Origin of the sequence: Pedobacter changchengzhani (genome assembly GCF_004354365.1) — a bacterium.
In the GTDB taxonomy this organism is placed as follows: Bacteria; Bacteroidota; Bacteroidia; order Sphingobacteriales; family Sphingobacteriaceae; genus Pedobacter; species Pedobacter changchengzhani.
Window position 1 is genome coordinate 121,017 of record NZ_SJCY01000007.1, and the last position, 22,671, is coordinate 143,687.

General features: G+C 34.3%; 23 protein-coding genes. 12 read left to right on the forward strand and 11 right to left on the reverse strand.

Annotation, left to right across the window (positions count from 1 at the left end; genetic code table 11):
* Window positions 1-101 precede the first annotated feature (101 nt).
* Both EZJ43_RS11185 and EZJ43_RS11190 read right to left on the reverse strand, forming a co-directional pair.
* Window positions 102-542, reverse strand: coding sequence for an NUDIX domain-containing protein (locus EZJ43_RS11185; protein ID WP_133262804.1), 441 nt, complete (start codon window positions 540-542; stop codon window positions 102-104).
* Complete coding sequence (locus EZJ43_RS11190) at window positions 529-1,512, reverse strand: cation diffusion facilitator family transporter (protein ID WP_133262865.1); 984 nt, start codon at window positions 1,510-1,512, stop codon at window positions 529-531. The genes EZJ43_RS11185 and EZJ43_RS11190 overlap by 14 nt, the downstream gene beginning before the upstream one ends.
* A gap of 114 nt (window positions 1,513-1,626) precedes the next feature.
* Between EZJ43_RS11190 and EZJ43_RS11195 the strand changes: the two genes are divergently transcribed.
* A complete protein-coding gene (locus tag EZJ43_RS11195) occupies window positions 1,627-2,823 on the forward strand; it encodes a pyridoxal phosphate-dependent aminotransferase (RefSeq protein WP_207924616.1) in 1,197 nt (398 codons plus the stop codon).
* A gap of 513 nt (window positions 2,824-3,336) precedes the next feature.
* Here EZJ43_RS11195 and EZJ43_RS11200 read toward each other — a convergent pair.
* Window positions 3,337-4,578, reverse strand: coding sequence for an ABC transporter permease (locus tag EZJ43_RS11200; protein ID WP_133262805.1), 1,242 nt, complete (start codon window positions 4,576-4,578; stop codon window positions 3,337-3,339).
* Window positions 4,579-4,756: 178 nt separating this feature from the next.
* Between EZJ43_RS11200 and queA the strand changes: the two genes are divergently transcribed.
* Together queA and EZJ43_RS11210 are read left to right on the forward strand one after the other, a co-directional pair.
* Window positions 4,757-5,806, forward strand: a complete 1,050-nt coding sequence (queA, locus tag EZJ43_RS11205; protein WP_133262806.1) for a tRNA preQ1(34) S-adenosylmethionine ribosyltransferase-isomerase QueA — start codon at window positions 4,757-4,759, stop codon at window positions 5,804-5,806.
* An 80-nt stretch (window positions 5,807-5,886) separates the two neighbouring features.
* Window positions 5,887-6,561 (forward strand): 2-C-methyl-D-erythritol 4-phosphate cytidylyltransferase, encoded by a 675-nt coding sequence (locus EZJ43_RS11210; protein WP_133262807.1) that lies wholly within the window; start codon window positions 5,887-5,889, stop codon window positions 6,559-6,561.
* On the opposite strand, the gene EZJ43_RS11215 is transcribed toward EZJ43_RS11210, so the two are convergent.
* The 8 genes from EZJ43_RS11215 to EZJ43_RS11250 form a co-directional block, all read right to left on the reverse strand.
* Window positions 6,558-6,890 (reverse strand): type II toxin-antitoxin system PemK/MazF family toxin, encoded by a 333-nt coding sequence (locus EZJ43_RS11215; RefSeq protein ID WP_133262808.1) that lies wholly within the window; start codon window positions 6,888-6,890, stop codon window positions 6,558-6,560. The genes EZJ43_RS11210 and EZJ43_RS11215 overlap by 4 nt on opposite strands.
* Window positions 6,887-7,120, reverse strand: coding sequence for a CopG family transcriptional regulator (locus EZJ43_RS11220; RefSeq protein WP_133262809.1), 234 nt, complete (start codon window positions 7,118-7,120; stop codon window positions 6,887-6,889). Before EZJ43_RS11220 ends, EZJ43_RS11215 begins: the two co-directional genes overlap by 4 nt.
* Before the next feature lie 265 nt (window positions 7,121-7,385).
* A complete protein-coding gene (locus EZJ43_RS11225) occupies window positions 7,386-7,544 on the reverse strand; it encodes a lmo0937 family membrane protein (RefSeq protein WP_133262810.1) in 159 nt (52 codons plus the stop codon).
* 131 nt (window positions 7,545-7,675) lie between these two features.
* Window positions 7,676-7,897, reverse strand: coding sequence for a DUF2795 domain-containing protein (locus EZJ43_RS11230; protein WP_010603503.1), 222 nt, complete (start codon window positions 7,895-7,897; stop codon window positions 7,676-7,678).
* 87 nt (window positions 7,898-7,984) lie between these two features.
* Complete coding sequence (locus EZJ43_RS11235; RefSeq protein ID WP_133262811.1) at window positions 7,985-8,533, reverse strand: cob(I)yrinic acid a,c-diamide adenosyltransferase; 549 nt, start codon at window positions 8,531-8,533, stop codon at window positions 7,985-7,987.
* A 71-nt stretch (window positions 8,534-8,604) separates the two neighbouring features.
* Entirely contained in the window at window positions 8,605-9,363 is a 759-nt protein-coding gene (locus EZJ43_RS11240) for an ABC transporter ATP-binding protein (protein WP_133262812.1), read from the reverse strand.
* A gap of 85 nt (window positions 9,364-9,448) precedes the next feature.
* Window positions 9,449-9,739 (reverse strand): Asp-tRNA(Asn)/Glu-tRNA(Gln) amidotransferase subunit GatC, encoded by a 291-nt coding sequence (gatC, locus tag EZJ43_RS11245; protein ID WP_133262813.1) that lies wholly within the window; start codon window positions 9,737-9,739, stop codon window positions 9,449-9,451.
* A gap of 2 nt (window positions 9,740-9,741) precedes the next feature.
* Window positions 9,742-10,467, reverse strand: a complete 726-nt coding sequence (locus tag EZJ43_RS11250) for a lysophospholipid acyltransferase family protein (protein WP_133262814.1) — start codon at window positions 10,465-10,467, stop codon at window positions 9,742-9,744.
* A 111-nt stretch (window positions 10,468-10,578) separates the two neighbouring features.
* On the opposite strand from EZJ43_RS11250, the gene trpS reads away from it, so the two are divergent.
* The 9 genes from trpS to yidC all read left to right on the forward strand — a co-directional run bounded on the left by trpS (window position 10,579) and on the right by yidC (window position 22,649).
* On the forward strand, window positions 10,579-11,577 hold the full coding sequence (trpS, locus tag EZJ43_RS11255) for a tryptophan--tRNA ligase (protein WP_133262867.1): 999 nt from the start codon (window positions 10,579-10,581) through the stop codon (window positions 11,575-11,577).
* Window positions 11,578-11,688: 111 nt separating this feature from the next.
* The gene (locus EZJ43_RS11260) at window positions 11,689-12,336 is read left to right on the forward strand and encodes a deoxynucleoside kinase (RefSeq protein WP_133262815.1); all 648 of its coding nucleotides are present in this window, start codon (window positions 11,689-11,691) and stop codon (window positions 12,334-12,336) included.
* Between the two features lie 55 nt (window positions 12,337-12,391).
* Window positions 12,392-13,174: a 3-deoxy-manno-octulosonate cytidylyltransferase gene (kdsB, locus tag EZJ43_RS11265; protein WP_133262816.1), complete on the forward strand. Its 783-nt coding sequence runs from the start codon at window positions 12,392-12,394 to the stop codon at window positions 13,172-13,174.
* A gap of 52 nt (window positions 13,175-13,226) precedes the next feature.
* Entirely contained in the window at window positions 13,227-13,766 is a 540-nt protein-coding gene (locus EZJ43_RS11270) for a hypothetical protein (protein WP_133262817.1), read from the forward strand.
* Between the two features lie 147 nt (window positions 13,767-13,913).
* Complete coding sequence (locus EZJ43_RS11275; RefSeq protein WP_133262818.1) at window positions 13,914-15,188, forward strand: hypothetical protein; 1,275 nt, start codon at window positions 13,914-13,916, stop codon at window positions 15,186-15,188.
* A gap of 68 nt (window positions 15,189-15,256) precedes the next feature.
* Window positions 15,257-18,031 carry an outer membrane beta-barrel protein gene (locus EZJ43_RS11280; protein WP_133262819.1) on the forward strand — a complete coding sequence of 925 codons (2,775 nt, stop codon included), beginning with the start codon at window positions 15,257-15,259 and terminating at the stop codon, window positions 18,029-18,031.
* Between the two features lie 6 nt (window positions 18,032-18,037).
* Entirely contained in the window at window positions 18,038-18,799 is a 762-nt protein-coding gene (locus EZJ43_RS11285) for a GLPGLI family protein (RefSeq protein WP_133262820.1), read from the forward strand.
* Window positions 18,800-19,220: 421 nt separating this feature from the next.
* Window positions 19,221-20,837, forward strand: a complete 1,617-nt coding sequence (locus EZJ43_RS11290; RefSeq protein WP_133262821.1) for a CTP synthase — start codon at window positions 19,221-19,223, stop codon at window positions 20,835-20,837.
* Between the two features lie 21 nt (window positions 20,838-20,858).
* Window positions 20,859-22,649 (forward strand): membrane protein insertase YidC, encoded by a 1,791-nt coding sequence (gene yidC / locus EZJ43_RS11295; RefSeq protein ID WP_133262822.1) that lies wholly within the window; start codon window positions 20,859-20,861, stop codon window positions 22,647-22,649.
* The last annotated feature ends 22 nt before the right edge of the window (window positions 22,650-22,671 follow it).

Sequence of the window (22,671 nt, forward strand, 5' to 3'; positions counted from 1 at the left end):
GCAATATTTTGTTTCAGATAGTTATATAAGGAGTAGGTTTTGATGGAACTTATCTCAAACCGTAACACGTCTTTAATAAAAAGGGATACGAATTTTACTTCCTAATAAAGCTCTTTTAGTAGCTTCACTACAGTTTTATCTGTTTTAAACGTAATTTCGTCAATATCCAGCAAGGCGATATTCACCCATCGAAATGCTTGAAGAATTTCTCCTTCACCATCAAAATCGAAAATTTTACTTTTAAAGTTTAATTTCAGTGGCGCAATTTCTTTTACGAGATAGTAAATACTAATCAGTTGGCTTTCATTAAATGATGACTTTTCGTAGAAATCTGTGGTGTAAAAGTGAGAAATTACTTCAATTTCGGCATTACATTCTTCCATAAACTCACGCTTTAATCCGTCAATCAATCCTTCTCCAAACTCTAAGCCTCCACCTGGAAACTTGCTAAATTTTACGCCATATTCTTGTTCATCACTAACTAAAATCTCGTGCTTTTCGTTAATTAACAATCCGTAAACCCTAACGTTAAAATAAGTCATTTGCAAAGTGTTTTTGATTTTTGATTACGAGTTCTGATGTCCAAACAATTTCCGCTTTAAAAGGCTCGAACCTAACCGGGCAATCAATCATTTTGCAGTAATTGCAACATTTTGGCAAACATGGATCGGCATGAATAAATAATTCAGACTTCCTAAATCCACTATTTACCAATTCATCTATCTGAGAAATTTCTTTATGAACTTTATTTAAATCAAAATAATAAGGCAAAGTTACATGGCAATCAATATGAAATTCTGGTCCGTACTGTTGTGTACGTAAATTGTGTACATCTATCCACGGAATGTGGCGGTTTTTCTGCAAAATATCAACCACTTCCTCCACTAAGGTCAAATCACTTTCATCCATCAGTCCTCCAACGGATTTTCTTGTGAGTTTATAACCCGTATAAATGATATAAAAGCCAACGATTATTGAAATAAGGCTATCTAACCAAATAATATTTGTCAACTGTATTAATATCAAACCGATAACAATACCAAAACTAGTATAAGTATCTGTTAATAAATGTCTTCCATCGGCCTGCAACGTTACAGAATGCTCGTTTTTACCTACATTTAAGAGGTACAGACCTACTATCATATTTATTAACCCGGTAACACCAATAATTAAAGTACCCACTAAAAGCTCGCTCACTTTCGAAGGATAAATTAGATTGTATGAAGACTTGAGAATAATAATAACCCCAGCAATCAGAATTAAAACACCTTCTACAAATGCCGAAAAAAATTCTACTTTACCGTGCCCATAAGGATGGTTCTCATCTTTCGGTTGCGTACTTAAATAAATGCTGTAGAAGGCAAAGCTACTGGCAATTATATTCACAATGCTTTCCGCAGCATCGGTTAAAATGGCGTTAGATCCTGTAATAAAGTAGGCTAAAAATTTAGCCAACATTAACATAAGGCTTACCAACAACGAAATGATTACAGCTCTCTTTTTTACCGACACATTAATGATTTTCTGCAAAAATACGGTTATCAATTAAATTAAATGTGAAAAACTAAGTCTTTTTTAGTGCAGAATAATATTTGGTTTATATATTTGCATTCAAAGTATTTAACCATGAGCATCTTATCAACCAGAATCAACAACCTATCAGAATCTGCGACTTTAAAAATGACCAAACTTGGTCGCGAGTTAAGCGCAAAGGGCATTAATGTAATTAGTTTAAGTGTTGGCGAACCTGACTTTAACACACCAGATCACGTTAAAAATGCAGCTAAAAAAGCATTAGACGACAATTACACGCGTTACTCGCCAGTTCCCGGCTATCCAGAATTGCGCCAAGCCATTGTAAACAAGCTTAAAACTGAAAACAATCTTGATTACGATATTTCGCAGATTGTAGTTTCTACAGGTGCCAAACAATCTCTATCGAATGTTATTCTAACGCTTATTAATCCAGGCGACGAAGTTATAATTCCTACACCTTACTGGGTTTCTTATTCAGAAATGGTGGTTTTGGCCGAAGGTAAATCTGTTTATATCGACACCGATCTTGAAAGCAATTTTAAAATCACACCGGCGCAGTTAGAAGCCGCCATCACACCGAAATCAAAATTATTCATGTTTTCATCACCATGTAACCCAACAGGATCGGTTTACAGTAAAGATGAATTGGCAGCTTTAGTTAAGGTTTTCGAAAAACATCCAAATATATTTATCCTTTCTGATGAAATTTACGAGCACATCAATTTCGTAGATCAGCATGAATCTATCGCTCAGTTCGATAGCGTTAAAGATCGCGTAATTATTGTAAATGGATTTTCTAAAGCCTTCGCAATGACAGGTTGGAGATTGGGTTACATTGCTGCAAATAAAGAAATTGCTGCAGCTAACGATAAGTTACAAGGGCAAACCACTTCTGGAACCTGTTCCATTTCGCAACGTGCTGGTATTGTGGCTTACGAGCAAGGTTTAGAAAGTGTTTTAGAAATGAAAAAAGCTTTTTTACGCCGCAGAGAATTGGTTTATAATTTATTAAATGAAATTCCGGGTGTTAAAACCAACCTTCCTGATGGTGCATTCTATTTCTTCCCAGAAATTAGTTCATTTTTTGGCAAAAAAGATGCCGATGGAAATGTAATAAAAGACTCTTCAGATTTAGCGCTTTATTTATTAAATGTTGGTCATGTTGCAACTGTAGGTGGCGATTCTTTTGGAAACGATAATTATATCCGCTTGTCTTACGCAGCATCAGACGAGAGTTTGGTAGAAGCATTACGAAGAATTAAAGAAGCGTTGGGTAAATTGAGTTAATCAATATTCAAGCAGAAGCAAAAAACCCTTAGTTAATTAAATTTAGCTGAGGGTTTTGTTTTTTAATATCGTATAAAGCGTTTGCCATTCCCGCTTGGTTTTTTCTTGCGTTAACGATTGGAGCGACATCCTTTTTTTCTTTTTCAGAAAAAGAGATATAGCGTAAAGCGTGTTAAAACGCCCATATAATTATCTTAACTTTTCAAAACCATTTTTTTTAAATTTCCTTAAATTTCTGACCTTGGCCGGATGGGCATGCGACAAATACTAGAGTTTTATGAGGAACTAAGAAAAACAATTTTATACTTAACTCTTTTTATTTTTATGTTATTTGAAAACGTAAGTTAGTATTTCATCGCTTAGTACAGTCCTTCTTTTCGTTGCAAGTCCGCCCCGAAAAGGCCTCTGCGTGAATTCAATGTCGTTAAATAGAACAAAATACGGTAAGTAACCGGGTTTCCGGCTTTCCACTTCAATAAGGTTTATTAAACGCTGTACACTGCAAAAAACGCATTAAGACCGTATAGCTTCCACCGGGTCTAACTTAGATGCCGAGTAAGCAGGCCAGAAACCAGAAATCACTCCGATGGCTACAGAAATCCATAAGCCTAAATTTATATTTTTGAGGTACAATACAATTTTGAAATCGAAAAAATAATCGATGATAACCGTACTTAAATAAACTAAAAGCAAACCCAATAATCCACCCATTACGCAAAGGGTTATAGATTCGAAAATAAACTGTAGTAAAATAAAATACCGCTTTGCGCCTAACGATTTTTGGATACCTATAATGTTTGTACGCTCTTTAACCGAAACGAACATAATGTTGGCAATACTAAAACCACCAACTAAAATAGAAAACAAGCCGATTACCCATCCACCAATATTTACAGCATCAAACATGGTATCTAGTTGGTTAGAAAGCATGGTGGTTTTATTCAACGCAAAATCGTCTTCCTGGCCGGGTTTTAAACGGTGTATAGCGCGCATTAAACCGCGCACCTCGCTCTCGCTTTCCTCTAACGACACATTATCTGAACCGCTCACAATTATTTGAGGGTTGTATTGTTGATCTTCTACATTAAACAGCCCTTTTGCAAAATTTAATGGAATAACAATGTTATTATCTAAAGATGTACCTAACATATCCTCACCTTCTTTAGTAAACACGCCAATAACGGTAACTTTTCGACCCATTACTTGCACTTGTTTGCCTACTGCTGTTTCGTCGTTAAATAAACCATCGGCAATTTCCGAGCCTATTAAACATACCGGCGAGCCAGATTTACTTTCGCTCTCGGTATAATATCTGCCATCCACTAACTCAAAGTTTGATGTTTTATTAAAATCTTGAGTAACGGCGAGTAAGGTTGCCCCTTCAACAGAATTGCTCCTGTACTTAATTGTTCGGTTACTGCTTCTCGCTTTAAATACAATCCCAGTAGCATTTCCCATACGCTCGTTTAATGAGGTATAGTCTCTTATAGATGGTTGCGGACGATTAATGTATTTCCACCACGGATAATCGCCAAAAATCCAAGGGAATTTATCAACGAAAATAGTTTTAGACCCTAATTTATCTACGCTAGATTGCAATTTATTCCTAAATGTATCCACGCCAGAAAACACACCAATAATGGTAAATATTCCAATTGTTATGGCTAATAAAGACAAAACCGTACGCATTCTGTTTTGGCGCAAAGCATCAAAAGCAAAACGGAAACTCTCACCTATTAGTCTAAAAATAATCATAATATAAGGTTTAGATACATACGGGAGATAAAGGTTACAAGAAATTTAAAAAAAGATTGTAAACCACCAATAATCTACTAAAGTAAATATAAAAACATTTAATAGGTACATTACGTTTATTAAAATACGAAAAAAGAAAATTAATTCGTATTTTTGCACCTCAAAAAATTCATCAAGAATGAAATTATCACAATTCAAATTTAACTTACCAGAAGCATTAATTGCCGAAAATCCGGCCGATCAACGCGACGAAGCACGTTTAATGGTTTTACACAAAGACAGCGGTAAAATTGAGCATAAAATTTTTAAAGACGTTTTAGGTTATTTCGATGACAAAGACGTAATGATATTGAATAACACTAAAGTTTTTCCGGCGCGTTTATACGGCAATAAAGAGAAAACAGGTGCAACAATCGAGGTTTTTTTACTTCGCGAATTAAATAAAGAATTACGTTTATGGGATGTTTTGGTAGATCCTGCTCGTAAAATCCGTGTTGGAAATAAATTATACTTTGGTGATGACGACTTGTTAGTTGCAGAAGTAGTTGACAATACAACATCTCGCGGACGTACAATTCGTTTCTTATTCGAAGGTACCGATGAAGAATTTAGAAAAAATGTAGAAATTTTAGGCGAAACGCCACTTCCAAAATATATTAAACGTAAAGCTACTGCAGAAGATAAGGAACGTTATCAAACTATTTTTGCTAAGCATGAAGGTGCTGTTGCTGCACCTACCGCGGGTTTGCATTTTAGTCGCGAGTTAATGAAACGCCTTGAACTTAAAGGTATTGAATTTGCAGAAGTTACTTTGCATGTTGGTTTAGGTACTTTTAGAACTGTTGAGGTTGAAGATTTAACCAAACATAAAATGGATTCTGAGCAGTTTATCATCGAACAAAAAGCAGCAACTTTGGTAAATAAAGCGTTAGAAGAAAAAAGAAGAATTTGTGCTGTGGGTACAACTTCTATGCGCGCAATAGAATCAGCAGTATCTGCTAACAGAACTTTAAAGCCTGCGAACGATTGGACAAGTAAATTTATATTCCCGCCTTTCGAATTCAATATTGCAAATTCAATGATTACCAACTTCCATACGCCAGAATCTACTTTATTGATGATGGTAAGTGCATTTGGTGGCTATGAAAACGTAATGAATGCTTATGAGGTTGCCGTTAAAGAAAAATATAAATTTTACAGTTATGGCGATGCCATGCTGATTATATAGTTATGAATGATGAGATATGAGATTTGAGTGATTGAGTCTTATATCTCATATCTCATATCTCATATCTCATACCTTAGAGCATGAAATATTACGCTATAATTGTAGCAGGCGGTTCGGGAACCCGGATGCAAACCGAAAAGCCAAAACAATTTTTATTGCTGAATAACCTCCCGGTTTTAATGCACACCATTAAAGCTTTCCACCAAAACCAATATTGCCCAAAAATTATATTAGTGCTTGCGCAAGATCATTTGGCATTGTGGCAACAACTTATTATCGATCATCAATTCCAAATTCCCCATCAAATTATTGAAGGTGGTTCAGAACGGTTTTACTCTGTAAAAAATGGATTAAGCCTTATAGATGATAAAAATGCAGTTGTAGCCATACACGATGCGGTAAGACCTTTAACATCGCAAAAAACAATTAACCTTTGTTTCGAAACTGCAACAAGTAGCGGTAACGCAATTGCGTCAGTTGGCGCTAAAGATTCTATTAGAAGGCTATTAAATGGAAAATCAGCGGCTTTAGACAGAAAAGAAATTTACTTGGTACAAACGCCACAAACTTTCCAAATTGCACAGTTACGAAAAGCCTACCAACAAGAATATGATGCGTTTTTTACCGACGATGCATCAGTAGTTGAAAAAGCTGGTTATCAAATAAATTTAGTGGCTGGTGATGAATTTAACTTCAAAATAACTTACAAAGAAGATTTAATATTGGCTGAAACGATTTTGAAAACAAGAAGTTAATACCTCAAAATATCGTTCAAAGTCCTGAGCGCTAAGTCGAGCGCTGCTTTATCAATTTTTCCGATACATTTTTGCATTCTTGCTTTTGAGATTGATCGAATATGAAAAATCATCAATTCAGAAATTTCTGGCAAACCATTGGTTTCATTGGGCATCAAGATTGGGTTGCCACGATAATTTTTTATTTTGGTAGTTAATGGCGCAGTGATTACAATCTGCAAATGCTCGTTAAGCATATTTCCGCTCAAAATTACAACAGGGCGATAACCAGCTTTTTCGCCAGCTTTTGTAGGATCTAAACCGGCGTACCAAATTTCTCCTTGCTTCAATCTCTTATTTGCTTAAAGTAATCTACCATACCTTCTTCTGCCATCATTAATAAATCCTCATCGTTTGCGGCATTTTTATACGATTTAATATATTCAGCTTTATTGAGTTGATCTAAATAAATTTCTAAAGCTTTTTCTATGAGCTTATTTTTCGGGAGCTTTAACAACTTTGCTTTATCAGAAAGCATTTTCATCAAATCATCAGGAAGTGTGCTCGTAAATGTTATCATACCAAAATAATTTAAATGTAAAAAAAATTTACGAAACATATTTATAAATTGTAAATATATTTCTACCTATTAGTCGATATCGTCACCAAAAACTAAAATGCAAAAACGACTTAACTTAACCTTGAAGTGCCTTAACTGATGTACCGAGTCGAAAAAATTTTTAGCTAAATTTTTCAGTGAACAAAAATGGGAAATGATTTTATCATCTCCCATTTCCGTTTGCAATGCATATTAAAAATATGTTAGCTTAAGGTTCTAAATATAATTAGGTTGCTCTTCCAATAACTTTTAATAAAATAGCAATAACTGCAATTACTAAAAGTACGTGAATAATGTTACCAACATCGCCGAAACCGTGAAATACAAAACCTATAATCCATAGTATTACTAATACTACCGCGACTAAATACAATAAATTTCCCATAACTCTAATTTTTTTAGTTTTTTAAATTGTTGTTATGGTATTAACACAATGAGTAAAGTTTTGTTTAAAAATTGTCAGAAAAAAATCAATAAAAAAACCCTTTCGTTATCTGAAAGGGTTTAAATGATGTTTTAGTACTCATCTTCGTTGAAGAAAAAATCTTCCTTAGTTGGATAATCTGGCCAAATTTCTTCAATAGTTTCGTAAGGCTCACCATCATCTTCCAATGCTTGTAAGTTTTCTATAACTTCTACCGGTGCGCCAGAGCGAATTCCGTAGTCAATCAATTCATCTTTAGTTGCAGGCCATGGTGCGTCTTCCAAGTGCGATGCCAATTCTAATGTCCAATACATAAATTCAATTCAATTAAATTCTTACCTTTTTAATATTGCGCAAAGTATATCAAAATTTTTGAGCAAAACAAACTTATTTTTCAACTATTATATACGAGGAATCCAAATGTTTTCCTCAGCTTTAAAATCCATATTCAGTTTCCGTGCCAAAACAAATAAAAAGTCGCTCAATCTGTTCAGATAAACCGTAACCCGCTCATCTACAAAACTGCTTTCTGCAAGTTGCACGGTTAATCGCTCTGCTCGCCTGCAAACACAACGTGCCAAGTGGCAATAAGACACAACTGTATTCCCGCCGGGAAGGATAAAATGCTTTAAAGGTGGCAATTCTTCGTTCATAGCGTCTATTTTATCCTCAAGCAAAACAACATCGCTTTCGTGCAAATCTGGAATCTTCATCTTAGATTTTTCCGGATCGGCGGCTAACGACGCACCTATCGTAAATAAACGGTCTTGAATTTCTTTGAGCAACAATTTATAAGATTCATCAATATCCTGACAAGATATTAAGCCTATATACGAGTTTAATTCATCAACGGTTCCATAAGTTTCGATGCGCAAATGGTATTTTGGCACTCTGGCACCACCAATTAACGACGTTTGGCCTTTATCGCCTGTTTTTGTGTAGATTTTCATACCTCCTAGCCCCCTAAAAGGGCAAATTAGTTTCGTTTATCCCAAAAGTCCCCTTTAGGGGATTTAGGGGTTTAATTAATTTTCTCCCAATCTTTACCACTATCATTTAAAGCGGCTAACCGTGGCGAAACAGATTTAATGTTTTCATTTGGCTGATCACTTTCGATCAAACCATCTCTCATTCTAACAATACGATGCGCATGTAAAGCAATGTCTTCCTCGTGGGTAACTAAAATTATGGTATTCCCTTTTTTATGAATCTCTTCTAGCAGACCCATAATTTCAACCGATGTTTTTGTATCTAAATTACCTGTAGGTTCATCGGCAAGAATTATTGAAGGATTATTTATTAAAGCCCTTGCTACGGCAACACGCTGGCGCTGACCACCCGAAAGTTCGTTCGGCTTATGATCCATCCTGTTGCCTAAACCTACATTTTCTAAAGCTGTTTTAGCTCTCAAATCGCGATCTTTTTTATTTACACCGGCATAAATCAACGGCAAAGCAACATTATCCAACGAAGTGGATCGTGGTAAAAGATTAAAGGTTTGAAACACAAAGCCAATTTCTTGGTTCCGAACTTCGGCCAGTGCATTATCCGTCATGTGACTTACATCCGTACCATTTAAAATATATAGCCCTTTTGTGGGTGTATCTAAACAGCCCAAAATATTCATCAATGTGGATTTTCCTGAACCCGAAGGACCCATTAACGCAACAAATTCTCCCTTATTAATTTCTAAAGAAACCGATTTTAAGGCATGAATAACTTCAGAGCCGATAACGTATTTACGCCCGAGGTCTTTTACGATGATGAGTGATTGTTGCATTTTTTTATTTTTTAGACAGGTAGAAATACTAAGATGTTACAAGGAGGCAGAAATTATTACCTTTAGCCATCATTTTGATAATATCTTACTTCTCGATGATTTTTGGGACCATAAAGAATTGTTCGTCATGCTTCGCTGCATTTTTCAATCCATCTACGGTTGCTATCTCTTGTTTAACCACATCTTGGCGCCAAATATTTGTCGTTTCATTCATGTAAACCAAAGGTGCTACATTTGCTGTATCCAACTCATTTAACTTTTCCATAAAGGATAAAATTTTATTCATTTCTGGAATCAACGTATCTACATCCTTTTCTTCGATGTGAATCCGAGCAAGATCGGCAATTTTATATATGGCTTTGGCGTCTAAAATCATTTTTAAATTAATTTACTATCGATTAAATGATGAACCTTTTCTTTCAATAAATCGGCGTCATCGGCAATTAAACCAGTTGTATCAATCGGTTTATGGATGTAAATATCGCAAATTCCCGGCTTACTTCCATATTTTGATCCATCATCCCACATAATTTTCCATCCATTAATAATACTTACCGGTATTAACGAAATATTTTTCTCAATCGCCAGCCTAAATGGACCATTTCTAAATTCGCCAAGATGTGGTGGATATTCATCATCAATTTTACCTTCCGGGAAGATAATTAAACTCATGCCCTTATCTAAATTTTCTGCAGCCTTTTTAAATGCCCTAAAGCCCGACATTTTACTGTCTCTATTTACAGATATATCAATAGTACGAAAGAAAATCCCTAAAACCGGATTATTTAACAATTCATCCTTACCCATAAAATGAAATCGGCCTTTCGCCATAATACAGAGCACCATTATATCTAAATTCGAGGTATGGTTGGCGCAGTAGATATAAGTTTCATCGGGATCAAATTTGGCCTCTGATTTAAAAGAAAAAAACACGCCAGATAGAAAACTGCACAAAAAACTATGCGCTTTTCGAAATAAATTTAAAAGCCTATAATATTTGGGTTTTTGAGCCAGAAAATAATAGAAAGGATAAAATATGATGAAGAAAAATACAATCCAAAATAGAAACCAAAAGTAATGTATTCGCCTAAAAAATTTCGCCATAGCGATCAAAATTATAAATTAAGCGCAATATTTTAAATTAATTTGAAGATTTTGCCGTAAATTGAATATATCGTTAGTTTGATGCCTTTTTATTTTTAATTTCGTGGCATGATGAAAGAAACAGTGGTGAGCGGTATTCGCTCTACAGGAAAATTACATTTAGGTAATTACTACGGTGCAGTAAAAAACTTTGTGCAAATGCAAAATGATTTCAACTGCTACTTTTTTATTGCCGATTTACATTCATTAACAACTCACCCAACCCCTGCAGATTTGCACGGAAACATTAAGCATGTATTGGTAGAGTATTTAGCAAGTGGAATTGACCCTGAAACGAGCACTATTTATATTCAAAGTGATGTGCCCGAAATTGCCGAACTGTATTTGTATTTAAATATGAATGCTTACATGGGCGAGTTAGAAAGAAGCACTTCATTTAAAGATAAAGTTCGTTCCAATCCTGATAATGTAAATGCTGGCTTGCTTACTTATCCCGTTTTAATGGCTGCTGATATTTTAATACACAAAGCAACAAAAGTACCCGTTGGTAAAGACCAAGAGCAACATTTAGAAATGGCCCGTACTTTTGGAAATCGTTTTAACAGATTATACGATACACCCTATTTCCCTGAACCGTATGCTTTCAACTATTCAGAAAAATTAGTTAAAGTTCCGGGTTTAGATGGAAAAGGCAAAATGGGAAAATCGGAGGGCGAAGGCAATGCAGTTTACTTATCTGATGACCCAGAAACAATCCGTAAAAAAGTAATGCGTGCGGTTAGTGATGGTGGACCAACCGAAGAAAACCAAGAAAAACCAGAAGCGATTCAAAATCTTTTCGATTTAATGAAGGTAGTTTCCTCTGCAGATACGCACGAACACTTTTCTGATTTGTATAACAAGATGCAAATTAGATATGGCGATTTTAAAAAACAGCTTGCCGAAGATATGATTATTGCGACGGCACCCATGCGCGAGCGCATTATGGACGTAGCCAAAAATGATACTTACTTAAGGCAAGTGGCTAAACATGGCGCGATTAAGGCGAGAGAAAGTGCTCAAAAAACCATTAAAGAAGTTAGAAGTTTAATCGGTTTTAAAAGTTTTTAATTAATTTTATAGATTTTAGCGGTTAGATATGAGACATGAGTTAAACGCTCAATCTCACATCTCATATCTCACATCTCATATCTCACATCTCATATCTCATATCTCAAAAGAATGCACATAGCAATAGTAGGCAATATAGGCGCCGGAAAAACCACTTTAACAGGTTTATTGGCTAAAAATTATGGTTGGGAGGCTTTGTATGAAGCTGTTGACAACAATCCATATTTAGAGGATTTTTATAGTGATATGAAACGTTGGAGTTTTAACCTTCAAATTTATTTCTTAAATAGTAGATTTAAGCAAATTACTGATATTGAAGTAAATAAGCGAAACGTAATACAGGATAGAACCATTTATGAAGATGCGCACATTTTTGCCGACAACCTGCACGACATGGCTTTAATGACGACCCGAGACCATGACAACTACCGTGCAATTTTTGATAACATAACGTCTTTTATTAAACCGCCAGATTTATTGGTGTATTTACGTGCTTCGGTACCCACATTGGTAAATAATATTCAACGCCGAGGTCGCGAGTATGAAGCAGGTATCCGCATTGATTATTTATCGAAACTGAATGAAAAGTATGAGGCTTGGATTAAAGATTACAGCCTCGGTAAATTGCTAATTCTTGATAAAGATAAATTAGACTTTACCAATAACCCAGAAGATTTAGGAACGGTTATACAATCGATAGAAGCAGAGATTAACGGGCTTTTCCCCCCAACCCCTGCCTGTCCGGCTGGCAGGCCCTAAAGGGGGAGCGCCAGGCGAAGATAAAAGCCAAGATATTTAAATTATAACGATATACATGAACGTTGGAAAGGAAAAGCCCCTTCAGGGGTTGGGGTTAGGTATTATACCAGCTCGTTTTGCATCTACCCGCTTTCCGGGGAAACCTTTGGTTGATATTGCTGGCAAGAGCATGATTCAGCGGGTTTATGAGCAAGCTTCAAAATCAAAAAGTTTATCAAAAATAGTTGTAGCAACTGATGATGAACGTATAGCTGATGAAGTAAAAAGATTTGGTGGCGAATTTGTAATTACATCACCCCACCACCAAAGTGGCACCGATCGATGTGCAGAAGTTATCGAACAACTGCCTGGTTTTGATATTGTAATAAATATTCAAGGTGATGAGCCCTTTATTGAACCAACTCAAATCGATTTATTAACCACCTGTTTTGCCGAAAAAAAAGTTCAATTAGCAACTTTAATTAAAGTTATTGCAGATCAAGAAAGTATTTACAACCCAAACAGCCCTAAAGTAGTTGTCGATGTAAATGGTAGGGCAATGTATTTTAGCCGCAGTCCGATTCCGTTTATCAGAAATGGCGAGCCGGGTGTTTGGGCAGAAAAACACCAATTTTATAAGCATATTGGTATTTACGGGTATAGAACAGAAGCCTTAAAAGCCATCACTAAATTACCTCCCTCCTCTTTAGAAATTGCCGAAAGTTTAGAACAATTGCGCTGGATTGAAAATGGATTTTACATACAGACTAAAATAACAGACTTAGAAACGATTGCAATTGATAGTCCTGAAGATTTACTTAAACTGAATAAATTTTTAGATGCTTTAAAATCGGATTAAAATTTTAGTTTTAATATCAATTTTACTTAAATCAAATTTGTAATTTAGAAGCATGAGAAAAACCATATTTCTTTTATTTACTGCTGCTGTTCTATTCACTGCTTGTCAAACTGATAAAAAGAAAGGTGAATCTGTTGAATTTAAAAACGTAAATTCAAGCATTACGCAATCGTTCTCTAATTTAAAAACTTTAGATACTTTTAAAATTGAGCTCACAGGTAGAAAGCCTGAAGATATGGTACTTACTTTCACCATCACAACAGATAAAGGTTTAGAAATTTACAACACCAAAATAAAGGGCACAGAACTTTTAGGAAGTACCGACCCCAATGTAGATTTACGGAAAGAAAAAGATCAAATTATTTTTATTAAAACCATTGCTTCGGAATTTTTTGGCGAGGATGATTTTTTAGAACCTGCTGTAATGCCCGAAGATAAAGCAGATAACTACGTACCCGATAAAGCATTTTATGAAGCACTGAAAAAATCGGGGTTAAACGGCTTTAAATATCGTTTAGGTAAAGAAAACAACATTTACATTGCTTGGAGTGAAAAAGAGCAAAAAGTTAAGATTTATTATAATTGTTGTTAAAGCAATATTTGGCCGGAATTAATAACCAAACCATTAAAATGCTCGACACTTTACAGCACAAATTGGTAGCGATAATATAAACCAAGGGCTGAAGACCGAATCTACCAGATTATCCTTCTAAATTCTTTGCCAATAAATAAATCCATTATGAAAAAAGTAGCTTTTCTTTTTTTACTTGCCATAATTTCCGAAAATGTATTCTCACAAAGTTTTTTCATCAAACAAAAACCAATAAATGAAAAAGCTGCTTTAACTTTTACTGAAGCAAAACCTAGTGTAATCTTTTTCGGCGCACCAAATAATTCTGACGATTTCAAAAAACATAAATTAAAATCAAAAGCTGTTAATTCATACTTTGGTGGCGTTTACACCAACTTTCCAATATTTGATATTGGAAAAGAAAACGTTGTAGAATTTAATAATTCTAGTGATAAATTTATTTTCTACAGACCAAATACAAAAAAAGCTTTTGGAATGATTATTTCGAATGGAAAAGATAATCCCATCCTTGTAACCAATCCGAATGAGTATTTAAAAACGATTAAAACTTATTTAAATATTGGTAATGCAGATTATTTAGTGCCTAAAACATTTAATGAAGGGAACCAAAAAAATGCACTACAGGAAATACAACAAATTTTAAAAATCAATTTTGTAGCAACTAAAACTTATGCTGAAAAATTAATTGCAAATGTCAACTCCAGCCACTATCCAAAAACTTATGGCGATGCTAATTTTAAAATGCATTGCAACGAGCGAATTTTTGAAATGTACACAGATAGTTCGCTAACAACAAAAATAGCTTACAGCAGTAAGTATGTTTACAACAACAAAAACCAGCCTCAAAACATAACCAACATCATCAACGGTAAAGAAACGACATTTACTAAATACGTTAGAAATGGCGATGGATTGATTATGCTTATTATTAGTGGATATTTGAAAAACCCAGATACAACGAAATTTATTTACGACAAAGATAAATACTACACCATAAATTTTTCTAAGGGCCGGCCTTTCAGTTATGATACTTATTTCTTAAACGATCAAATGCAATGTGTTCGCCAATTATCGATAAGATCAGATCAATCTATTGTTTCAGACATTAATTATGTTTACGACAAGTTTGGGCGTGTAGTTAGGGAAGGGAAATCGGATAGTGAAGTCATTTATACCTATAATAAGGATGCTGATAAGTTATATTCTTCCTTTAAATCATATTCTTTAAACCCCAGAAAGCTGGAACTGAATAACGAAGTAATAAGAGAGAAGAATAAAAATACATTCGTTGGCAAAAACGGATCGGGTGAACAAACTTTTAAATCTATTTCTGTTACCAACCCCGATAGATCTATTAAAACCTACGCTTACGATAAAGATAATAAACTGACTAGTGTTAGTGTGATTAAATGCGCCGAATAGCATATTAACATTTAAATAAATAATTTTACTTTTAGCAATCAAAAATAACACAAATTAACTACTCTTAAATGCTCAAAAAACTCTTCTCGTTTTCTATCCTATTGTTATTGTGTTTTTCTGGGTTGGCTCAAAATGCTAGTATAAAAGGCACAGTGGTTGATAGTGTTGAACAAACCAAATTGCAAAACAGTTCGATACTGCTCATCAACATTAAAGATTCTATTTTACTAAAAGATACCCGAGCGAAAGCAAATGGCGAATTTGAATTCTTAAATTTAAAAAAGGGAAATTATACGTTAATTATAACTTTCCCAAAAATGGCCGATTTTATTAAAGATGTTAAGCTAACGGATAGCACTAAGTTAAACTTGGGTCATATATCTATGGATAGCAAGGCAACGCTCTTACAAGAAATTACGATTAAAGTACAGAAGCAGGCAATTAGTATGAAGGGCGATACCATTACTTATCAAGCAGATAGTTTTGCTGTTAAACCTCAAGCAGTAGTACAAGATTTGTTGCGTCGTTTACCAGGAATTGTTGTTGATAAAAACGGCAACATTAAAGCTGGCGGAAAGGATGTAAAAACACTTTTGGTTGATGGAGAAGAATTTTTTGGTGATGACCCACTCCTAGCTCAAAAATATTTAAAAGCGAATGCAGTTAGTGAAGTGCAGGTTTACGATAAAAAAACTAAATCAGAAGAATTATCGGGTATAAAAGAGGGAGAATCCAAAGAGAAGATTATAAATATTAAGCTGAAAGATAATGCGAAAAACGGGTATCTCAGTACTTTGGATGCAAATAGCGACTTAAATCATTTTAGAAATATTGGCGGTATGGCGGGTATTTATAAAAAGAAATTAAAAGTGGCTGTGTTTGGCTTTAACTCAAATACCAACGAAGATTCAAAAGCAAGTGCACAATTGAACAAACTAAAAGGCAACGAGTACGATGAAATTATTGTTGGCGATGATGGAAGTACATCCATGATAAGTTATGGAAATAATGATGAGGATGCTTTTTCTAAAACCGATGGCCGACCAAATGTAAAAAGTTACGGTGCACATTTCTCAGATAAATGGAACGAAAATAAAGTTGCTTTTAAATTGAACTATAAAGGAAATGATGTCGAAAACACTAACTTAATAACTTCAAATAGTCAATCGTTATTACCCAATGGAACTAATTTTTTAAGTGCGGGTAGAACAAACTACGAAACCAGAGCAATGGGTCAAAGTTTACGAGGTGGGTTAGAAATTAAATTAGATTCCTTATCAAACTTAAAAGTATCTTTTGCAGGAAGTGAAAATAAAAACACCACATCAAACATAAATATTAGCGAAACAAAAAATGGAAGTGGTTTTTTTGTAAATAATAATAATTCGACCAATAATGTAAATGGCGACGATAATTTATTTAACGGCAATATTAACTATTCGAAAAAGTTTAAAAAAGTTGGCAGAACACTTTCTATAGATTTGCAACCTGAAACTAAACGCAGTAAAAGTTTGGGCAATAGCTTAAGTAATACAAATTTATTCGATGCAAATGGTGTAGTAAATAGAACGATTAATCAAAATTTTTTAAATGATAATTCTGGAAGTGAAAGTTCGATAGGCACTAGAATTTCATACACAGAACCACTGAGCAAAGTTTTCTCTTTACAAACTGCTTACAGTTTCAAAGCAGTTAATTCTAACAGTCGCATTAAAGTTTTCGATAAATTTTTAAACAATAGTTTAATTGATTCTTTAAGTAATAATTTCGATTTTAATAACTTTTCAAATATTGGCAAGGTTGTACTTCAATACCGATCGAAGAAAATTACATTATCCGCTGGTACACAAGCCATTCAAACTACATTCGAGCTAAATGATTTAGACAGAAATACAAAATTTAACCGCTCGTACGTAAATTGGGCACCGCAAAGTGCAATTAGTTACAAGATTGATAAAAATTCCAACTTATCATTAGATTACTACGGAGATAGTAAACAACCTAGTTTAGAGAAATTACAACCCATTAGAAAAATAAATAGTCCATTGTACCAAGTTACCGGCAATCCCGAACTAAAACCAGAATTTAGTAATAACATAAATATTACATATTCAAGCTATCAACAAAGTTCAGAGTTATTTATGCAATTTTACTGCTATTACAGTTTTGTGCAAAACGCAATTGTGAGTACACGAACCGTTGATGAATTTAATAAAAGCATTACCGGTTATACAAATGTGAACGGTACAAACAATGTTTTCCTTGGTAGTGGAATTTATAAAACCTTTTCCAAAATTAACTTTAATACCTCTATCGACTTTAATTATAATATCTCAAATTCATTAAATATTTTAAACGATAATTTGAATAAAACCAAAAGAAGCAGCTTTAATTCTTCTCTTCACCTTTCATATTATACAGATGTTGTTCAATTTGAATATAACCCATCCATAAGTTTTACAAATAGTAATTCATCCATTGGTACAATAAATGATGGAAAAACATTTAGTCATAAACATGAAATTTCGGGTACCTTAAAGTTGCCATATAATACAGAATTCAGCACATCAGTATATTTAAGTTATCAGCCTGCAACAGCCACTTTTAAAAACCCAGTAAATATTGCATTGTGGAATGCCTATATCTCCAAGAAATTAATGAAGGAGCAGGATTTACAATTAAAAGTATCTGTTTCGGATATACTTGCGGAGAAAAACGGTTACACCAGGTATGTAAACGGAAACGACATTAGCGAATATACAGTAGGCTTTATCCCTCGATATTTTTTAATCGGTTTAACTTATAATTTAACCGGAAGTTTTATAAAATCAGAAAAAAAATAAAATCAAATGAAATATTTAAACAGCATAGTTTTATTTCTTTTCTCATTAACTATTGCAAAAGCGCAAACTGTTTTTATTAAAAGTGCCAAAATAACTTATGAAAAAAAAGTAAACATAAAGCAAGAGTTGGCTGAAAATACTTGGATATCTGATGATGCAAAAGATAAAATGGGTACTTACAGAATTTCTAATTGGGATTACTATTTTATCGATAGTACATCTGTTTATAAGGCAAAACCGAAAGAAGTACCATCAGGAAATGACTTCTTTTTTGGCAGTGGCGATAATACAAGTGAGATATACACAGATTTTAAAAAAAAGAGTCGCATTTTAAGGAAAAATATAAATGGCGATGATTACATTTTAAAAGACACAATCCCCCAGTTAAAATGGAAAATTGTAAATGATACACGTAAAATTATTGGCTATGAATGCCGAAAAGCAACAGCAGTAATAGATGATACAGTTACAGTAGTGGCGTTTTATACGGATGAAATATTAGTAAAAGGTGGGCCAGAAGGATTTACGGGCTTACCAGGAATGATACTTGGTTTGGCCATACCGAGATTTAATAAAACTTGGTTTGCCACCAAAATCGAAGCTAAAAATGCGGCTGTTTTTACGGTGGAGCCACCAACAAAAGGTAAAAAAACCGAAAACGAAAAAGACTTTAATAAAATGATAGAATCATATACAAAATATGATGACAAGAAAAAACCAAGAAAATTAGAAACGGTAAAAAAAGAGATTTATAATCTTTTGTTGTAGTATAAACAATTATTTTCTCTAACGATGTAAGAATTTGCAAAAGCTATAGTTGTTGAACTCGAAATTAGAAACCTTAAACAGTTTCAATTTTTTGATTTGCAAGCCCAAGTTTTTTAAACCCGGTTGCAGCGATATCCTTTTTTGGTTTAAAGAGAAATCATCTTAAACGTTTAGTTATTATTTGTGCAAATCATCAAAAAAGATTTAGCAAAAAACGGGACTGATTTTAGTTTTATGCACTGAACTGCCTTTTCCAAAAAAAACAACTCCCCCCAATTACACCTATAAATGATTAAGAAACACAGCTTTATCATTTTTAAATTTACCACTAATTATTTCTACACGAACGAGTAATTTTGCTACCTTTGTACCCCGTACGAAAAGCAACAATTATTTGCCTTTGTTGCATAAATTCAGAAACATGACTAAGTATATTTTTGTTACGGGCGGTGTTACTTCCTCGTTGGGTAAGGGCATCATTTCCGCATCTTTAGCTAAACTTTTACAAGCACGAGGCTATCGTGTAACCATCCAAAAATTCGATCCTTACATTAATATCGATCCAGGAACTTTAAATCCTTATGAACATGGCGAGTGTTTTGTTACCGAAGATGGTGCAGAAACAGATTTAGATCTTGGCCATTATGAGCGTTTTTTAAACATTCCTACCTCACAGGCAAATAATATTACAACAGGCCGCATTTACCAAAACGTAATTAGTAAAGAACGTAAGGGCGAATACTTGGGGAAAACGGTGCAGGTTGTGCCACATATTACCGACGAAATAAAACGCAACATGCGTATTTTGGGCGAAACCGGCAATTACGATATTGTAATTACCGAGCTTGGCGGCACAGTTGGAGATATAGAATCGCTACCTTTTATAGAAGCTGTTCGCCAGTTTAAATGGGAAGAAGGCAGTACAAATGCAATTGTTATACATTTAACTTTAGTGCCGTATTTAGCTGCTGCAGGCGAATTAAAAACGAAACCTACACAGCACTCGGTAAAAATGTTGTTGGAATATGGCATACAGCCAGATATTTTAGTTTGTAGAACGGAACACCATTTAGGACAAGATTTAAGAAAAAAAATCGCTTTATTTTGTAACGTAAATATCAACGCCGTAATCGAATCGATGGATGCAAAAACCATTTACGATGTGCCTTTGTTGATGCTGAAAGAGCAATTAGACAAAACTGTTTTAGCAAAATTAAAATTACCTACTAAAAACGAACCAGATTTGGAAAGCTGGAAAGATTTTCTTGGTCGGTTAAAAAACCCTACTGCAGAAGTTAGAATTGGCTTGGTAGGTAAATATGTAGAACTGCCTGATGCTTATAAATCAATAATCGAATCTTTTATACACGCAGGTTCTAAAAACGAGTGCAAGGTTAGGGTAGAATACATACAATCTGAAGGTATTTTCCCTGATAATGTAAAAGAAAAACTAAGCCATTTACATGGTGTTTTGGTTGCTCCAGGTTTTGGAAGTCGTGGTATTGAAGGCAAAATAGATACAATTAAATACGTACGCGAGAATAATATCCCTTTCTTTGGTATTTGTTTGGGGATGCAATGTGCGGTAATTGAGTTTGGCCGGAATGTTTTAGGCTTAAAAGATGCACATACTGTTGAAATTGATGCTGAGACGAAAAATCCAGTAATTAATATGATGGAAGAGCAGAAAAACATTGTAAATATGGGCGGTACAATGCGATTAGGTTCTTTTCCTTGCGATATTAAAAAAGGCACCAAGGCATTTAGCGTTTACGGTAAAGCACACATAAACGAGCGCCATCGCCATCGTTATGAGTTTAACAACGATTATTTAAAAAAATACGACGAAGCCGGAATGATTGCTTCGGGCATTAACCCACAAACCAATTTGGTAGAAATTGTAGAGCTTAAAAACCATCCTTTTTTTATTGGAGGGCAATTTCACCCAGAATTAAAATCAACAGTAGCAAATCCTCACCCACTTTTTGTTAAATTTGTGGCCGCTGCAATGGAGTATGCGAAAAAGAAAACCAATTAAAAAGCAAGTATATATACTATAATGGATAAAAATACCTTTACAGGATTATTCCTGATTATGATCATTTTTGCTGGTTCATTCTACTTTTTTAAGCCGAATGACGTAGAAATGAAAAAAGCCAAACAAATTGAGCATGCTGACTCATTGAAAAAGGCTGGAGTAACAATTGCTCAAAAAGATACGACTAAAATAGCAACAGCTAAGCCGGTATTAGATTCTGTATCCTTAAAAGGTCCTTTTGGAAACGTATTGTTAGGCACTGAACAAAACACTACTTTAGAAAACGATAAGTTAAAAATCACTTTGAGTAATAAAGGTGGTAAGATTACATCGGTAGAAGTTAAAAACAATAAAACCTACAATGGCAAACCTGTTATTTTGTTTAATGCAAAAGATACTAAGTTTGGGTTAACCTTAAATGTAGCGGGCAAAGTTTACAGCACCAACGATTTATTCTTTACCGCAACCAAAACTGGAAACGTAGTAACCATGCGTGCCGATTATGGCGCAAACCAATATGTAGCGTATGTTTATGATTTAAAACCCACAAGCAATAAAGTGGAGTTTAACATTAATGTAAACGGCTTACAACAAGCAATTGCTGGCAATACCATTGGCTTAAATTGGGAAACAACTTTACTGCAACAAGAAAAATCGATAGAAAGCGAGCACCGTTACTCTGCACCATATTACAAATATGTAGATGGCAATGTAGATCATTTAAGTGTTACTAAAGATGAAAAAGAAGATTTAACAAAGGGAAAAGTTCAATGGTTCTCTTTTAAACAACACTTTTTCTCATCAACCTTAATTTATAAGCCAGGTTTCGAAAAAGGAAATTTGGAAGTTAAAGTACCGTTAGATTCTGGCGTAGTGAAAAACTACACTGCGAATATGCAGTTACCATATACGCATTTGGCCACTCAAAGCTATGCAATGGAGTTTTATTTTGGAACGAATAAATTCTCTACGCTTAAAGCCCAAGGTTACGATTTAGAACAACAGGTTGATATGGGTTACTGGCCTTTAAAATATATTAACCGTTTTATTGTACTACCTGTATTTAATTTCTTAAACAATTTCGGTTGGAATTTTGGATTAATTATTTTGGTTTTAACCATTTTATTAAAGGTTGCTTTATCGCCATTAACTTACAAGTCATATTTATCGATGGCTAAAATGAGGGTTTTAAAGCCAGAAATGGATGAAATTAAAGCTAAAGTTGGTGATGATAACCCTACCCTAGTGCAACAAGAATATTTAAAGCTTTACAAAAAGGCCGGGGTAAATCCGCTTGGTGGTTGTTTGCCAATGGTTTTACAATTGCCTTTGGTTATGGCGTTCTTCTTTTTCTTTCCTAACTTATTCGAGTTAAGAGGGCAAAGTTTCCTTTGGATGAAAGATTTATCTACTTATGATGAGTTTATTAAGTTCGGTGTAAAAATTCCATTTATTGGTGATCACTTAAGTTTAATGTGTGTATTGATGACCATCTCTACCCTAATTATGACTTATTTTAACAATCAGGTATCTGGCGCAACAGGCCAAATGAAATACATTGGCTACATTATGCCAGTAATTTTCTTAGGTGTGTTAAACAGTTACCCTGCCGGATTAAACTATTACTACTTTTTAGCCAACTTGATGACATTCGGTCAGCAGATTTTAATTAGAAGAATGGTTGATGATGATAAAATTCACGCGTTGATACAGCAAAATAAAGCTAGACCAGCAGCCGAAAAGAAGCAGAAATCTAAATTTCAGCAAAGGCTGGATGATTATATGCGTCAGCAGCAACAAGCAAAAAAATAATATAAAGAGCATCAGAAATGGT

Coding starts and splice junctions, on each gene's coding strand:
- queA (WP_133262806.1), top strand. CDS start 4,757: ATGAAATTATCACAATTCAAATTTAACTTACCAGAAGCATTAATTGCC.
- EZJ43_RS11280 (WP_133262819.1), top strand. CDS start 15,257: ATGCTCAAAAAACTCTTCTCGTTTTCTATCCTATTGTTATTGTGTTTT.
- EZJ43_RS11185 (WP_133262804.1), bottom strand. CDS start 542: ATGACTTATTTTAACGTTAGGGTTTACGGATTGTTAATTAACGAAAAG.
- EZJ43_RS11290 (WP_133262821.1), top strand. CDS start 19,221: ATGACTAAGTATATTTTTGTTACGGGCGGTGTTACTTCCTCGTTGGGT.
- trpS (WP_133262867.1), top strand. CDS start 10,579: ATGAAAGAAACAGTGGTGAGCGGTATTCGCTCTACAGGAAAATTACAT.
- EZJ43_RS11220 (WP_133262809.1), bottom strand. CDS start 7,120: ATGATAACATTTACGAGCACACTTCCTGATGATTTGATGAAAATGCTT.
- EZJ43_RS11195 (WP_207924616.1), top strand. CDS start 1,627: ATGAGCATCTTATCAACCAGAATCAACAACCTATCAGAATCTGCGACT.
- EZJ43_RS11275 (WP_133262818.1), top strand. CDS start 13,914: ATGAAAAAAGTAGCTTTTCTTTTTTTACTTGCCATAATTTCCGAAAAT.
- EZJ43_RS11225 (WP_133262810.1), bottom strand. CDS start 7,544: ATGGGAAATTTATTGTATTTAGTCGCGGTAGTATTAGTAATACTATGG.
- EZJ43_RS11230 (WP_010603503.1), bottom strand. CDS start 7,897: ATGTATTGGACATTAGAATTGGCATCGCACTTGGAAGACGCACCATGG.
- EZJ43_RS11270 (WP_133262817.1), top strand. CDS start 13,227: ATGAGAAAAACCATATTTCTTTTATTTACTGCTGCTGTTCTATTCACT.
- EZJ43_RS11260 (WP_133262815.1), top strand. CDS start 11,689: ATGCACATAGCAATAGTAGGCAATATAGGCGCCGGAAAAACCACTTTA.
- yidC (WP_133262822.1), top strand. CDS start 20,859: ATGGATAAAAATACCTTTACAGGATTATTCCTGATTATGATCATTTTT.
- EZJ43_RS11235 (WP_133262811.1), bottom strand. CDS start 8,533: ATGAAAATCTACACAAAAACAGGCGATAAAGGCCAAACGTCGTTAATT.
- EZJ43_RS11240 (WP_133262812.1), bottom strand. CDS start 9,363: ATGCAACAATCACTCATCATCGTAAAAGACCTCGGGCGTAAATACGTT.
- EZJ43_RS11250 (WP_133262814.1), bottom strand. CDS start 10,467: ATGGCGAAATTTTTTAGGCGAATACATTACTTTTGGTTTCTATTTTGG.
- EZJ43_RS11285 (WP_133262820.1), top strand. CDS start 18,038: ATGAAATATTTAAACAGCATAGTTTTATTTCTTTTCTCATTAACTATT.
- kdsB (WP_133262816.1), top strand. CDS start 12,392: ATGAACGTTGGAAAGGAAAAGCCCCTTCAGGGGTTGGGGTTAGGTATT.
- gatC (WP_133262813.1), bottom strand. CDS start 9,739: ATGATTTTAGACGCCAAAGCCATATATAAAATTGCCGATCTTGCTCGG.
- EZJ43_RS11200 (WP_133262805.1), bottom strand. CDS start 4,578: ATGATTATTTTTAGACTAATAGGTGAGAGTTTCCGTTTTGCTTTTGAT.
- EZJ43_RS11210 (WP_133262807.1), top strand. CDS start 5,887: ATGAAATATTACGCTATAATTGTAGCAGGCGGTTCGGGAACCCGGATG.